This window comes from Streptomyces sp. NPDC002851 (genome assembly GCF_053591935.1).
On the sequence record NZ_JBSFUT010000024.1, the window covers coordinates 112,832 to 126,288 of the forward strand.

The 13,457-nt window shown below is 69.1% G+C and carries 13 protein-coding genes and 3 pseudogenes; 10 read left to right on the forward strand and 6 right to left on the reverse strand.

Annotated features, from left to right (window positions below; genetic code table 11):
- Positions 1–25: 25 nt before the first annotated feature.
- Together ACWD10_RS24470 and ACWD10_RS24475 are read left to right on the forward strand one after the other, a co-directional pair.
- Positions 26–1,157: pseudogene (locus ACWD10_RS24470) on the forward strand (IS630 family transposase).
- Positions 1,158–1,364: 207 nt separating this feature from the next.
- Entirely contained in the window at positions 1,365–1,691 is a 327-nt protein-coding gene (locus tag ACWD10_RS24475; RefSeq protein ID WP_451094412.1) for a hypothetical protein, read from the forward strand.
- A 177-nt stretch (positions 1,692–1,868) separates the two neighbouring features.
- Here ACWD10_RS24475 and ACWD10_RS24480 read toward each other — a convergent pair whose 3' ends face one another.
- The gene (locus ACWD10_RS24480; protein WP_451094414.1) at positions 1,869–2,510 is read right to left on the reverse strand and encodes a hypothetical protein; all 642 of its coding nucleotides are present in this window, start codon (positions 2,508–2,510) and stop codon (positions 1,869–1,871) included.
- A 272-nt stretch (positions 2,511–2,782) separates the two neighbouring features.
- Between ACWD10_RS24480 and ACWD10_RS24485 the strand changes: the two genes are divergently transcribed.
- Complete coding sequence (locus tag ACWD10_RS24485; protein ID WP_451094416.1) at positions 2,783–3,589, forward strand: tetratricopeptide repeat protein; 807 nt, start codon at positions 2,783–2,785, stop codon at positions 3,587–3,589.
- Positions 3,590–3,593: 4 nt separating this feature from the next.
- Here ACWD10_RS24485 and ACWD10_RS24490 read toward each other — a convergent pair.
- Positions 3,594–3,964: pseudogene (locus ACWD10_RS24490) on the reverse strand (transposase); the annotation flags it as partial.
- 63 nt (positions 3,965–4,027) lie between these two features.
- Here ACWD10_RS24490 and ACWD10_RS24495 point away from each other — a divergent pair.
- Positions 4,028–4,287 (forward strand): annotated as a pseudogene (locus ACWD10_RS24495) (transposase); the annotation flags it as partial.
- A 178-nt stretch (positions 4,288–4,465) separates the two neighbouring features.
- On the opposite strand, the gene ACWD10_RS24500 reads toward ACWD10_RS24495, so the two are convergent.
- Entirely contained in the window at positions 4,466–4,672 is a 207-nt protein-coding gene (locus ACWD10_RS24500) for a response regulator transcription factor (RefSeq protein WP_451094418.1), read from the reverse strand.
- A gap of 263 nt (positions 4,673–4,935) precedes the next feature.
- Positions 4,936–5,226, reverse strand: a complete 291-nt coding sequence (locus ACWD10_RS24505) for a DivIVA domain-containing protein (protein WP_451094420.1) — start codon at positions 5,224–5,226, stop codon at positions 4,936–4,938.
- Between the two features lie 165 nt (positions 5,227–5,391).
- Here ACWD10_RS24505 and ACWD10_RS24510 point away from each other — a divergent pair, with 165 nt between their 5' ends.
- Positions 5,392–6,177, forward strand: a complete 786-nt coding sequence (locus ACWD10_RS24510) for a hypothetical protein (RefSeq protein WP_451094422.1) — start codon at positions 5,392–5,394, stop codon at positions 6,175–6,177.
- A 231-nt stretch (positions 6,178–6,408) separates the two neighbouring features.
- Here the strand turns inward: ACWD10_RS24510 and ACWD10_RS24515 are convergent, their stop codons facing one another.
- On the reverse strand, positions 6,409–6,735 hold the full coding sequence (locus ACWD10_RS24515; RefSeq protein WP_451094424.1) for a hypothetical protein: 327 nt from the start codon (positions 6,733–6,735) through the stop codon (positions 6,409–6,411).
- 68 nt (positions 6,736–6,803) lie between these two features.
- The gene (locus ACWD10_RS24520) at positions 6,804–7,184 is read right to left on the reverse strand and encodes an MFS transporter (protein ID WP_451094426.1); all 381 of its coding nucleotides are present in this window, start codon (positions 7,182–7,184) and stop codon (positions 6,804–6,806) included.
- A 177-nt stretch (positions 7,185–7,361) separates the two neighbouring features.
- Here ACWD10_RS24520 and ACWD10_RS24525 point away from each other — a divergent pair, with 177 nt between their 5' ends.
- The 5 genes from ACWD10_RS24525 (at position 7,362) to ACWD10_RS24545 (ending at position 12,839) form a co-directional block, all read left to right on the forward strand.
- The gene (locus tag ACWD10_RS24525; RefSeq protein ID WP_451094428.1) at positions 7,362–8,159 is read left to right on the forward strand and encodes a DeoR/GlpR family DNA-binding transcription regulator; all 798 of its coding nucleotides are present in this window, start codon (positions 7,362–7,364) and stop codon (positions 8,157–8,159) included.
- 16 nt (positions 8,160–8,175) lie between these two features.
- Positions 8,176–9,174 (forward strand): zinc-dependent alcohol dehydrogenase family protein, encoded by a 999-nt coding sequence (locus ACWD10_RS24530; RefSeq protein ID WP_451094430.1) that lies wholly within the window; start codon positions 8,176–8,178, stop codon positions 9,172–9,174.
- 3 nt (positions 9,175–9,177) lie between these two features.
- Positions 9,178–10,587, forward strand: coding sequence for a xylulokinase (xylB, locus tag ACWD10_RS24535; protein ID WP_451094432.1), 1,410 nt, complete (start codon positions 9,178–9,180; stop codon positions 10,585–10,587).
- A 683-nt stretch (positions 10,588–11,270) separates the two neighbouring features.
- Complete coding sequence (locus ACWD10_RS24540; RefSeq protein ID WP_451094434.1) at positions 11,271–11,750, forward strand: ATP-binding protein; 480 nt, start codon at positions 11,271–11,273, stop codon at positions 11,748–11,750.
- A 105-nt stretch (positions 11,751–11,855) separates the two neighbouring features.
- On the forward strand, positions 11,856–12,839 hold the full coding sequence (locus ACWD10_RS24545; protein ID WP_451094436.1) for a sugar-binding transcriptional regulator: 984 nt from the start codon (positions 11,856–11,858) through the stop codon (positions 12,837–12,839).
- Positions 12,840–13,457 lie beyond the last annotated feature (618 nt).

Genomic DNA, 13,457 nt, shown 5'->3' on the forward strand with positions numbered 1-13,457 from the left:
GGCGCGCGTCCGGCAAGCTGTGCCGGTGGCAGAGCGAGTGCGGGTCTGTGAGATCGATGACGACGAGGGCAGACGGCTGCTGCGGATCATCCGCAGGGGCACCGGGTCGGTGGTGACCTGGCGCCGGGCGCAGATGGTGCTGCTGTCAGCCCAGGGCATGCCCGTGGCGAAGATCGCCGAGGTGACGTTCACCAGCGCGGACCGGTCCGGGATGTGATCCACAACTTCAACGCTGACGGCTTCGACGCCCTCTATCCGAAGTACACGGGCGGGCGGCCGAGGACCTTCACCCTGCCCGAGCGCCGGGAGATCAAGAAGATCGCCAAGTCAAGCCGACCGAGCACGGCCTGCCGTTCTCGACCTGGAGCCTGGCCAAGCTGGCCGACTTCCTGGTCGCCGAGGGGGTGGTCGACGACATCAGCCACGAGGGCCTGCGGGTCCTGCTCCGCGAGGAGGGTGTCTCATTTCAACGCATAAAGACCTGGAAGACCTCCCGCGATCCGGACTACGCCGCCAAGAAGGCCCGCGTCGAGCACCTCTACGCAATCGCCGATGGTGAGGTCATACCCGAGGACGGCGAGCCCGAAGTTGTCTTCTGCATGGACGAGTTCGGGCCGTTCAACCTCCAGCCTCACCCCGGTCGGCAATGGGCCGAACGCGGCAGCCGGCACAGGGATCCCGACCGCGAGCCGCGGCCCCGCCGCCGGGCGACCTACACCCGCCCGCACGGGGTCCGCCACCTCTTCGCCGCCTACGACCTCGCAAAGGACCAGCTTTACGGGCACATCAAGAAGACCAAGAACAGGCCGAAGTTCCTGGAGTTCTGCCGCTACCTGCGCTCGCTGCACCCGGCGGACGTGCGCATCGCGATCATCTGTGACAACTACTCCCCGCACTTGACCACGAGGCGCTGCCGCCGGGTCGCGACATGGGCGGCGGCGAACAACGCGGAGATCGCCTACACCCCGACCAACAGCTCCTGGCTCAACCGCATCGAGGCCCAGTTCACCGCCCTGCGCTACTTCGCTCTCAACGGCACAGACCACGCCAGCCACAAGGAACAGGGCAGCATGATCCGCCGCTACAGCATCTGGCGAAACAAGCACGCCCAGGACGAGCGCCTACGCGAAGTCGTCAATAGGGCGAACGTTGCCTGATGCGGCACTAGGCCCTGCGGAGGAGACGGTCTCGGCGATCTGCCTCCTGCGATGGATCCTTGATCATTCCGGCGGCCGATGTCCCAAGATCCGGCGGGGCAACAGGGTGGAGGGCGCAGGTGATCACGGTGCCCGGGGGGACATCCGGCCCGCGAACAACCGCCTGTGTCCAGACCGATGACCTTCGGACCTTCAAGGAGTATGACCATGAGGAAGTTCGCGCGGAGCGCGGCAGTGGCCGGCGCGGGGTTCGCGCTGGCGGCGGGGCTGTCGCCGGTGGCCCACGCGGCCGACCAGGCCCCGGCCCCCAGGGCGCAGGGGCAGATCTGGGTGCACGCCCACGAGCATGCCCAGACCTACAAGGAGGCCACCACCCACTCCCCGAAGGTGGGCAACGGCATACGGAAGGGCGAGAGCGCCCCGGTCATCTGCATGTCCACGACCGGGTGGTACAAGATCGCTGACGCGGGCCCGAATCCCATCTGGGCGGAAGCGCAGCACTTCGACTCCGTGGTCCACATGCCGAAGTGCTGACCACCTGACCAGTGACCTCGCGCCTCCGTACGGGGGCGCGAGGTCACTGTCCATGTGCGGCTCCGCCGCGTGGGCGCGACCAGCGCGCGGAGCGCCTAGGGCGTGTCTTACCGACACGCCTAGGACCCGTCTCCTCGATCTCCGTGGGCTGCTCCACGAAGATCGGGAAGACGGGCCCTAGGACAGGAGTCTGGCCAGCGCAGCAGCCGCTGCGGCCCCGGAGCCTGTCGCGGACAGTTCTACGAGGGTCCTCATCATTCTGGTTCGTGCGCCGTCGGAGCTCGCCCTGCGCAGTTTCACATCGACCAGGTGAGCGCGGACTTCCAGCGTTGGTACGTTCTCCACCAGCATGACGAAGTTGATCGGTCGAGATCTGCTGATCAGTTCAGGCCCGAATGTGAGTGTCGTACCTGTGACGGTGCAGCCGTCCATGACGGAGTCCCGCTCACCGTTGGTAGCGCTCAGAAGTTCCTTGATCGGCACATTCAGATCGAGCTCCAACGGGCGTTCGCGATCGAAGCGCTGACTGTCGATGTCATGGCGGCCGGTGTTCTTGAGTCGCACGGCAGCCAGGTGGGGATCGTTCAACAGCTCCCCGTTGCGCCGGACTTCGATCTCCGCGCCGCCAACTCCCAGACCTGCTCGATTGACCAGAGCGATGACACTCTCAAGTGAGTACGTAAGCTGACGTTTCGGCGGGAACAGTGTCTTCCTGGCGTAATAGGCCGAGATCCCTCCCAGGACCACCGCCACAACCGCTAGAACGATCGTGACAAGGTTGAAGCCCTTCCCATCCAGAAACTCCACCGCCAACGGCACGCGCGCCCCTTCCCTCAAGACCAGCAGCCCCGCCCAACCGCGTCGGGAAACGTACCGTCTGCTCGACGCCGCTCGCACCCACTCTGGGCGATGCGATCAACGAACATCGGAGCGGTCTGTCGGCCTTGCTGGAGGCGCGAGGCCGACAGCTCACCGACTGGTGCCAGGACACGGGAGTTCCCGAGGACACCTGGGACTTCTGCCCAGCCTCCTTAGGGCGTGTTCGGATCAGTGTGGGACCGATGTCAGTGCCGGCCCATAGCCTGTGGCTCATGGCGATCGATGACAAGACGATCACGCGACTTCGTACCGCGGCGACGGTCGGCGATCCGAAAGCTGCCTATGAGTTGGCCCGGCTGCTGTGCATGACGGCATCCGACCCGGCGGATGCCTCGGCGGACTTCGAGGTGCAAACGTGGCCGGAGGAACCCTGGCTGCGCGCTGTTCTGAGTACGCGCCCCTTGGATGTGCCCGCGATGACCCTGCTGGCCGGACGGCTGATTCAGCAGATCGACCACTGGCAGAACATGCTGGACCTCAACCCGGATGCCGCTGAGGAGTACGGCGAGGACGAAACCACGATCAGGCGGCGGCAGGCCGAGGCGGAGGAACTGTTCACCCGGATACGGGCGGCCGATCCCGAGAACCACGTCACCGGATCGGGACTGGCCGAGTTGGCCGAGTTGGCCGAGTTGATCGGTCTGCCCTGCGAATCCCGCGAGATCGTGGCCGAACACCACCACGAGGCGGCGTACAGCTTCTACGTGCTGGACGACACTGCCTACAGCGGATCCGTCGCTCACTGCGCAACGATTGTCGCGACCCGCCCTGATGAGCTGCGTTGGGCTTGTGATCAGTGGATCTCGGTCGTCGAGGGCTGTGGGATGGGCGGTGAGCCGACCCTGACCACGTACACGCATGGCGAGGAGACGAGCGTCATCAACCTCGCCGACTACTTCGACCAGGCCATCGAGTGGGACGCCTTCACCCTTCCGCCCCTGGGCGGCGAAGAGCTGCCCGCAGGGCTCCCGGTGCCGGGCCGCGGACTCCACTACGGCTTCGCAGGCCGGGTGGATTAGGGGGTCACGTTCGTAGCCACAGATGTATCGCTGAGCGACAGTGACAGTGCCTTGAAATACGTACGCTCTCTTGTCGTACCTGGTTGCTACGGCCCTGAAATCCTTGACGGTGTTGACGCATCGCTCGACTTCGTTCCTGCGTGCGTCCAGTTCCCGGTTGAAGCCAGCGGGCCTGCCACCTACGCCGCCACGGTTGCGGCGGTGGGCCCGCTGGTCGCAACGCTCCGGAATGATATGTCGGATCTGACGTCGTCGCAGGTAACGACGGTTGCGGCGCGACGAATACGCCTTGTCGGCGCTCAGGCAGTCGGGACGGGTACGCGGATGTCCGCCGGCCGGTCTCGGCACGCGCAGCCGTCCCAGAACGGGGATCATCTACGCCGCTCCCGGTCACACGACAGACACCGCCCACCGCAGCCGGCCTGACCCATCGGACACGCCGTAACCGAACTCGGCGTCCAGCGGGTCGGCCTCCAGCGCGCCGGAAAACCGGGAAAGGCACGACGTGCGTACGAGCACACCCGCTCGTTCCGGCGGATGCGGAACTGGAGAGTTGGCATCGAAGCCCGTATCAGCCACCTGAACTCAGCTTCGGCTTCCGCCGCACCCGCCTCCGCCGCCTGACCGGCACCCAGACATGGGCCCGACTCGGGATCTTCGCCTACAACCTCCACAGGATGGCCGTTCTCAGCCGGTAAACACGGCCCAGGCGACCCGACACCACGACCATGAACCTCGCTCAGCACCGCCCCCCAGCCGTCGCAAACCCTCTTTCAGTGGCAAGTAACTAGGCCCTGTCGTCAAACCGGCTTCTGCCGAGATCGCGAGGGACGCGCCCACCCGGCCCGGCCGGGCAGGCGCCGGGGCCCACGGTGGTCAGCCAGCCACGCTGTCCAGGTAGCTGAGGACTGCCAGGACCCGGCGGTGTCCGCCGTCGGCGGCCGGCAGTCCCAGCTTCACGAAGATGTTGCCGATGTGCTTCTGCACCGCGTTGTCCGTGATGAACAGCCGTTTGCCGAGCTCCGCATTGCCCAGCCCCTGCGCCATCAAGGTGAGCACCTCGCGCTCCCGCGGAGTCAGCACGTCGACGGCGCTCCCGCGCGGCCCGCTCGTTGGACGTGGACCCGGTCGAGCCATGGCAGGTTCCGGGCCGCTACGGCTGGGCCGGCAGGACCGGCACGACCGCGCACGTCACGCCGTCCACGGGGGCGGTGGCGGTGCTGTTCACGCAGCTGGAACTGTCCGGGCCGACGCCGCCCGCCGTGATGCGGGAATTCTGGGCGTACGCGGCCGGCAGCTCCGCCGGGAGCGATTCCGTCTGGCCGTGGGGACGTGCGGGTGCTCGGTCACCGCCCCGAGGAGGCGTCAGGCCCGGCCGCCGGGGGTTCGGTCACCGGCCCGCAGCCCTCGGCTGCGCCGCCCAGGCGGCGGCCCGCGAGCAGGCCCTGGAGGTACGCGTCCACCTGTCCGCAGTCGTAGCCGCGCCGGACCACATCGAAGGACAGCGACGGTTCGAGCGGGGCGGCCGCGGACAGCGTCTCCACGAACGCGTCGACCTGTGCGCGGTCGTAGCCGCGCCGCACGATCTGGAAGCCGAGCCCGGCCCCCGCCCCGAAGCCGTCGTGCACCGCACCCATGTCCCGCTCCCCCATCACTCGTTCACTCGCTCACTCGCCTCCGCCCGCGCTCGCGCTCGCGCTCGCGCAGGCGCCGAAGGTCCGAACGTACCGGCAACGCCACACGGGTGACCAGTCCCGCAAGCCGTCGCGGGCCGCGGCGCGCGCCCGCCGAGACTGGCCCGCATGACGGAGCGTGAGGCGCGGGAGAAGGCCGAGGACCTCAAAGGCGGCCCGGGCCACATGGTGCTGCTGTCCGTGATCTTCGTCGTGCCCGTGCTGAAGCTGGCCTGGACGTTGGGCGGCGGCAGCCAGGCCCGCGAGGCCCTCATCGCTATGGAGCCCGCCAACTGGCCGGACATCCTGATCGGCATGCTCCTCAACGAGGCCGCGCTCGCGGCCGTGTTGGCGGTGGTCGTGTCCCACATCAGCTACGCGTACTTCGCCGCGAAGGGCTCCGCGCAGCTGCGCCCGGGCGCGCCCGCGCCCGCGCGCCGCGCCCTGGCCACGGCCACCGTGCTGCCGGTCGCGTTCGGCCTGGCGGTCGGCGCGTTCCACGGCGCCGCGTGGGGTCTTGCGGTGGCCCTGGTGGCGTACGGGCTGCGGCTCGGCCTGATCGCGGAGTACGCCACCGGGCGGCGCGAGCGGGGCAGCGGGCGCCGTAGCGGCACCGCGCCGCAGGGCTGGCGGGAGCGGGCCGCGGACGGCACGCGCGCCGTGGCGGTGCTGCTCGCCGTGCTCGTGCTGCCGGTCCTCGCCCTCGCCGGGGCGCTGGACGGGCGGTCCTGGACGACGGTCGTGGAGTGCGATGTGAACACCGGGCACGGCGGACAGCGGGCGCGGATGGTGGAGTTCGGCCGGGTCGGCTCCGGCGTCGTCGGCTGGGACGTACCGGCCGGTGCGGTCGTCAACGGCACGAACTGCGGGATCGTGGAGGACGACGAGATCCGCGAGCCCTGGTGGCGGGGCTGACCCTGCCGACGGGGCCGTGGACTGGGCCGTTACGTTGGCAGCGGCGGCGAGCACGAACAAGTACGAGAACGGGCACGAGCACACGGGGGACACGGACATGACACTGTCTGGCATAGGTGGCGCCCTGAAGTGGGCCGGGATCGCGGGGGCCGGGGGCAGTCTGCAAGGACGGCAGCACACGCCCGTCCGCGATGCTGCTCGGCTTCTGCGGCGCCCTCGCCGCCCTGGCGCTCACGCTGCTGCTGCGCAGGCCCCACCTGCCCAAGCCGACGATTCCCATCTCAGCATCCGCTTTGCGCCCTGCCACAAAAATATGACTGGCGCTCGCTGCTCCGGCGGCAGCAGCCCCTGGAAACCGGCCCGGTCACGCAGCAGTGTCAGGGCGATGGCGCTGCCGACGAGGATCAGGCCGAGGGAGAGCCACAGCGTGGGGTAGGCGCCGATCGCCGGGATGAGGGAGGCGGCGAGCAGGGAGCCGGGGGTGGGCAGGCCGAGGGTGAAGGAGAACCAGAACCAGCCCAGTGCGGTGCCGATCTGCCGCTTGGGCGCGGACGCCATGATCCACACCATGAAGCCGTAGGCGAAGAGCGGATAGCCGAGCCCGCGGATGCCGTAGCTGGCGAGGATCAGCGGATAGCTCTTGGCCGGGACGGCGACGGCAAGCAGCAGGACGTGGAAGACGCCCAGAAGGCGGCGCCGACCGCCATCACCCGGCGCGGGCCCCAGGCGTCCGAGAGGGCGCCTGCCAGGAAGGCTCCGACCGCCGCCGCGATGCCGTAGACGGTGAAGACCAGGCCGACGCCGCTCTCGGAGAAGCCCAGGTCAACGAGGTAGGGCGAGAGGTAGTCGACCTCGATGCCGTCTCCGATCATGAACACGACGAGCCCGAGATACCCCCAGGCCAGGGTGCGGGGAATGCCCATCCGGTCGAGTGGCGAGCGCCTTGGGGACGGCAGCGGGCCGTCGTCCGGGATGGAGGGCCGGGTGGGGGTATGGCTCCGGGCCACGGGGATACCTCCGTGCTGGTCCGGCGCGTGGTTCATGCCGGGTCGACGTGGCCTCGATGAAAGCCGCCTGAAACATTTTCTGTCAATGGATTGCCAAAATCTCTCAGAAAGTGTGTGATGTTTGAGGCTTGGAACGCGCCGATCCGAGCGCACCGTCGTTGAGGAGGGAGCAGGCAGATGAGGCCGAGCCGCGGGACCGAGGCCGACGTCGAGCAGCGCCGACGGCAGCTGCTGCAACAGGTCATCGACCAGGGCGCCGTACGCATCGATGATCTGGCCGAGAACCTGCAGGTCAGCACGATGACCGTGCACCGTGACCTCACCCACCTGGAGTCCCGGCAGCTGCTGCACAAGCGCCGCGGCATGGCCGTCGCGCTGCCCAACGTCACGTTGGAGACCGCCACCCGCTTCCGCGAGTACCTCGACATCGAGGTGAAGGAGGTGTTCGCCGAACGGCTCGTCCGGGAGGTCGAGCCGGGTCAGACGGTCCTCATGGACTGCGGCAGCACGCTGTTCCCGCTCGCCCGCAAGCTGACCCGGATCGAGGGGCTGACCGTGGTCACCAACTCGCTCCGCATCGCCGGTCTCGTCGGTGGCGCCGAGGCCGCGCCAGGCACGCGCGTGATCATGCTCGGCGGCGCGTTCCGTGCCGACTTCGAGGCCTGCGCCGGCACGGAAACCCTGCGCCAGCTGGCCCGGATCCGCGCCGACGTGATGTTCTCCTCCGCCACCGCCATCCAGAGCGGCCGGCTGTTCCACCCGGACCAGGAGTGGGCGGACCTCAAGGAGGCCCTGCAGAGCGCCGCCGAGCGGCGCGTCCTGCCTGTCGACCACAGCAAGTTCGGCCGCACGGCCACCCACGGCTACGGCGATGCCGCCGGCTACGACCTGATCGTCACGGATGCGGACACGCCCGAGGACGAAGTCCAGGCGATCGAGGCACTCGGCGTGCCCGTCGAGATCGTCACCACGTGAAAGGCAGTCAACAACCATGCGCGCTGTAGTGATCCAGACCCCCGGTTCGTACTCCGTGGAGAGAGTGCCCGACCCCACCCCGGGGCCGGGTGAGGTCGTCGTGGCGGTGGCAGCGGTCGGCATCTGCGGCACTGACATCCACATCGTGGACGGTGAGTTCGCGCCCACGCCGTACCCGATCATCCCCGGGCACGAGTTCACCGGCGAGGTCGTGGCCCTCGGCTCGGGGGTGAGTGGGGTGCGAACGGGCGACCGGGTCGCCGTCGACCCCTCCCTGTTCTGCGGCGCCTGCCACTTCTGCTCGATCGGACGCGGCAACCTGTGCGAGCGGTGGGGCGCGATCGGCGACACCGTGGACGGTGCGATGGCCGAGTACGTGAAGGTCCCCGCCGGCAACTGCTACCGGCTGCCGGAGAGCGTGGACCTGACGCAGGGCACCCTCATCGAGCCGCTGTCCTGCGCCGTGCACGGCTTCGACGTACTTCCGCGCGACCTCGGGGCGCACTACCTGATCTACGGTGCGGGCACGATGGGGCTGATGATGCTGCAGTTGGCCGCCAGGGCGGGTGCCGCCTCGGTCTCGGTGGTCGATCTCAATACCGACCGGCTTGAGGTGGCCCGCAAGCTGGGCGCGGACGCGGCGGCCACCAGCGCCGACGACTTCGACCGGCCGCAGGGGTGGGAGGTCGTCATCGACTGCACCGGCGTCATCCGCGCCATCGAGGATGGGCTGACCCGGGTCCGCCGCGGCGGCACGTTCCAGCAGTTCGGCGTCGCGCCCTCCGAGGCCACGGCCCGGTTCTCGCCGTTCCGGATCTACAACGACGAGATCGCCGTCGTCGGGTCGATGGCCGTGGTGCACAGCTTCGGCCGGGCTGTCGAACTCATGGGCAAGGGCGTCCTGGACGCCACCACCATGATCACGCACAGCTTCGCCCTTGAGGAGTTCGGGGACGCGCTCCAGGCCTTCCGCGCCGGCGTGGGCCGCAAGATCCAGATCCGCCCGGGAGCCTGAGCCGTGCCGACCGTCGCTGGGGTGGACAGCTCCACCCAGTCCTGCAAGATCGTCGTCTGCGATGCCGATACGGGAGAGGTCCTTGCGCGGGGCCGCGCAGCGCACCCCGAGGGCACCGAAGTCGACCCCGAGGCCTGGTGGCAGGCCCTGCTCGAGGCCGGAGACGGCCTGCTCGACCGCGTGGACGCGATCGCGGTCGCCGGACAGCAGCACGGCCTGGTGGCCGTCGACGCCGACGGCCGGCCGGTCCGCGACGCACTGCTGTGGAACGACACCCGCTCCGCCGGGCCCGCCGCGGACCTCGTCGACGAGCTCGGCGGAGCGCAGCAGTGGGCGGACGCGGTCGGCACCGTGCCCGTCGCGGCCATCACCGCCGCCAAGCTGCGCTGGATGGCCGACCACGAGCCCGAACTCGCCGACCGTACGGCAGCAGTGATGCTGCCGCACGACTGGCTCACCTGGCAGCTGCGCGGAGGAGCCGCGAGCGGTGCCGGGCCGACCACCGACCGCGGCGACGCCTCCGGCACCGGCTACTGGTCCCCTGCCGAGGGCCGCTACCGCGAGGACCTGCTCCGCCTCGCCTTCCGCGGGCGCGCCCCACAGCTGCCCCATGTGCTGGAGCCCAACGAAGCGGCAGGCCGCGCGCCGAGCGGCGCACTGGTCGCCGCGGGGACCGGGGACAACATGGGCGCCGCGCTCGGCCTCGGCATCAGCCCCGGCGACGTCGTCATCTCGCTCGGCACCAGCGGCACCGCCTTCGCATCGTCGCCGTACTCCACCGCCGATCCGTCGGGCTCGGTGGCCGGCTTCGCCGACGCCACCGGGCAGTTCCTGCCCCTGGTGTGCACACTCAACGCCGCACGGGTGCTCAGTTCCACGGCCCGCATGCTCGGCACCGACCTGGAGGAGATCGACGCGCTCGCTCGCAAGGCCGAGCCGGGGGCCGGGGGCCTGGTCCTCCTGCCGTATCTCGGCGGGGAGCGCACCCCCAACCTCCCGGACGCCGCCGGAAGCCTCCTTGGAATGCGCAAGGCCAACATGTACCCGCACAACCTGGCCCGAGCCGCGGTCGAGGGCATGCTCTGCGGGATGGCCGAGGCCCTGGACGAACTGCGGGAGGAGGAGGTCCGGGTCGACCGGGTCCTGCTCATCGGCGGCGCCGCCAAGGCGCCGGTGGTCGGCGAGGTCGCCGCCGAGATCTTCGGTACCGGCGTCACCGTGCCCCGGCCCGACGAGTACGTCGCCCTCGGCGCCGCCCGCCAGGCGGCCTGGGCCCTCAGCAGCGCACCGCAGCCCCCGCTATGGCCCGCATCCGGCGCCGTCGAGATACCCGCACCCGCCGACGGCGGAGCCTCCGGGCGGCGAGTCCGGCAGGCGTACGACCGCGCCTGGCAGTCCATGTACGGCAGTTGAACCCCGCACGGCCGTGGGCCACCGATCGCAGGTGGCACACGCCCCCACCGGTGCCGCTTGCACAGGAAAGCGCCCCCGGTCGCTGAGGGACATCACTGGTGCGCCGTTTGCCCCGCTGTCCGCACGGCGGCGGGGTGCCCGGTTGCGATCGAGCAGCACCTCGCCTGCAAGGACTTTCGCGCAGATTCCCCGCCCGTCCCTTCGAATCAAGGACGTGACCGCCCGGCCACGTACCCGGTCGGTGAGGAAACCGATCGGCAGCAGCAGCGCCACGGACATCAGCGTGCAGCAGTCCACACCCACGGGCCTGTATGCGCCGACAGGAGCTGGGGATCCTGCGCGTCACCGACGGTTTGAACCCCGGGGCCCGCTACCGCTCGCTGCCGGGTTACCGCAGAGCGTCACAGACGCGCCCCGGTTTTTGCTCGTTCGAGCACCAACCGCTCGAATATCGAGCGGAGTGGCTCTCCGCTATTGACGCCGCCTCACGGCGGCGTTGAATAGAAGTAAGAGCACATCCGAGACATATGCGCTCACTTGAGCACAAAGGCAGCGCGGGAATCTCCCCCCAGTCGTCATGGGACGCACACACCTCTTCGGATCTCCGCACTGCAGCCGGGGGAATCCCGCCCTGAGACCGTTGCGGCCTCAAGGGCCACCGCGCACCTTGAAGGGGCCGAGAAATGAATGCCGTGGCCGAATGCACCATTCCCCCTGATACCGAAGCCGCCTCCGCCTCGCTCGCACTGCCGGCAGCCCTGCCCGCCGCGCGTCAGGCACGGGCCTTCACCGAAGGCTCTCTGCGCCGGTGGGGGGAGGACGAGAAACTCGTCGACGCGGCCCTGCTCGTCGTCAGCGAACTGGTCACGAATGCCGTCCGCTACGGCGCCCAGATGCTGAGCGAACGCGGGGACCGCGAGCCCGGCCCGGACTCAACGATCACTCTCAGCCTGGCACTTGGACCCGATGCGCTCCACATCGAGGTCCATGACCAGTCCGCCGTCCTGCCTGTCCAGCGCGCCGTCGGGCGCGACGACGATCGTGGACGCGGCCTGACGATCATCGCCGCCCTCGCCGAGTCCTGGACCTGCGGCAGCAAAGCCGACGGCGGCAAATGGGTCAGGGCCACCCTCTCGCGCACGGCGCACGCCTACGCGGGCTGACGGCCGTCCTCCCCGTTCGGCATCCGTACGCCCTCCTCGGCGCGAGCGATGCATTTCCCACGCGCCCGGCTGACAATATCGTCAAGACGATCAGCGAGTAGCCCTATGCCCACACAGCAGAACCCGAAGGGCGGAGCCCGCGCACACCGCCCGGGCCCAGAGGAACTCGTGCAGACGGCCGCCATGGCCCGGATGTTCTATCTCGAGGGCAAGTCCAAGACCGATATAGCGGAGGAGTTCGGCATCAGCCGCTTCAAGGTGGCCCGGACACTGGAGACCGCCGTCCGCGACGGCTTGATCCGGCTGGAGATCCGACTGCCCGCCGAACTGGACGCCGAACACTCCGAGGCCCTACGCACCCGGTACGGCCTCCGCCACGCCGTCGTCTTCACCTCACAAGCAGACGGTCCGGGCGGTGCGGCGCTGGTCACTCACCGACTCGGCGCCGTCACGGCCGGCCTGCTCGCCGAGATCGTCACCGAAGGAGACGTCCTGGGGCTCATCTGGGGCCCCGAAATCGAGGCGCTCAGCCCCGAACTGACCGCCCTGCCCCGGTGTACAGTCGTGCAACTGTGCGGTGTGACCCCGCTGCGGCCTGTGGACACCAACGCCGTGGAGGCCGTGCGCCGAGCCGCGTCGGTCGCCCGAGGACCCGCCTACCCCATCTACGCGCCTCTCCTCCTGCCCGACAGTGCCACAGCCGAGATGCTGCGCCGGCAGCCAGGCATCGTCGAGACCGTCAGCCGGTTCGCTCAGGTCACCAAGGCCATCATCACAGTCGGCGCATGGGGACCGGGGTTGTCCACCATCTACGACGCGCTCAGCGCATCCGAGCGTGAGGACTACCGGCGCCGAGGCGCGTGCGCTGAAGTATCAGGCCGGCTGCTCGACGCCCAGGGACAGATCATCGCCCCCGAACTGAGCGAACGGATCATCGCCATCAGCTTCGAAGAACTGCGACACGTACCCGACGTCATCCTCCTGGCCGACGGCCGTGAACGGGCCGCCGCCACATCGGCAGCCCTCAAGACCGGCCTGTTCAACGGAATCGTCACGGACACGGCCGTGGCCGAGCACCTCCTCGCATGATGTGGCACGCCCACCAGTGGCCCGATCGTCGGCCCCGTGGACACAGATTTGGGAGGCACCGGGCAGCAAGTGGTGTCAGCGGATCGCGCGACACCAGCAGCCCAGCGTTCCTACTTCTCAGCAAAGGCACATGCCCGGCACCAGCGCTTGTCGCGCGCTGACGCTACGCCCGTACGTGGTGACCCGCCGAAGGACCGCCGGCGCCTGCCTGGTTGCTGGCGGCGCTGGGGATTCACTCGTTCCATGGGACGGCTGGACTTGAGCCAGACTCGGGACAAGCTAGAGCTGCGACCGCTCTCGCCGCCACCTGCCCCTACCCGGAGCCGACCTTCGGGCAATTCGTCGAACGTCTCAAACCGTCAACAGGCCCCATCCCGCTGCCTCCAGGACCGGAGATCTCGCGAGCATGAAGCGATAACGCAAATGAGTGCCCGCACGGGGATCGATAGCATCCTCCGTGTTGAGGAGGAGCTATGGCACTGGGGCGCAAGCGATCGCGTCGCATCGTCGTCAACGGCACGAACTACCGCTGGCGGCTTCGGAGGAGGCCGACCTACGGCCAAGCCCTGTGCTGGACACCCTGCACTTACGCCGTCGAGCACGCGGAACAACCTGGCT

Excerpts from the sequence above, each read along its gene's own strand:
- ACWD10_RS24475 (WP_451094412.1), top strand. The coding sequence starts at position 1,365 with ATGAGGAAGTTCGCGCGGAGCGCGGCAGTGGCCGGCGCGGGGTTCGCG.
- ACWD10_RS24485 (WP_451094416.1), top strand. The coding sequence starts at position 2,783 with ATGGCGATCGATGACAAGACGATCACGCGACTTCGTACCGCGGCGACG.
- ACWD10_RS24505 (WP_451094420.1), bottom strand. The coding sequence starts at position 5,226 with ATGGGTGCGGTGCACGACGGCTTCGGGGCGGGGGCCGGGCTCGGCTTC.
- ACWD10_RS24510 (WP_451094422.1), top strand. The coding sequence starts at position 5,392 with ATGACGGAGCGTGAGGCGCGGGAGAAGGCCGAGGACCTCAAAGGCGGC.
- ACWD10_RS24515 (WP_451094424.1), bottom strand. The coding sequence starts at position 6,735 with ATGGCGTCCGCGCCCAAGCGGCAGATCGGCACCGCACTGGGCTGGTTC.
- ACWD10_RS24525 (WP_451094428.1), top strand. The coding sequence starts at position 7,362 with ATGAGGCCGAGCCGCGGGACCGAGGCCGACGTCGAGCAGCGCCGACGG.
- ACWD10_RS24530 (WP_451094430.1), top strand. The coding sequence starts at position 8,176 with ATGCGCGCTGTAGTGATCCAGACCCCCGGTTCGTACTCCGTGGAGAGA.
- ACWD10_RS24540 (WP_451094434.1), top strand. The coding sequence starts at position 11,271 with ATGAATGCCGTGGCCGAATGCACCATTCCCCCTGATACCGAAGCCGCC.
- ACWD10_RS24545 (WP_451094436.1), top strand. The coding sequence starts at position 11,856 with ATGCCCACACAGCAGAACCCGAAGGGCGGAGCCCGCGCACACCGCCCG.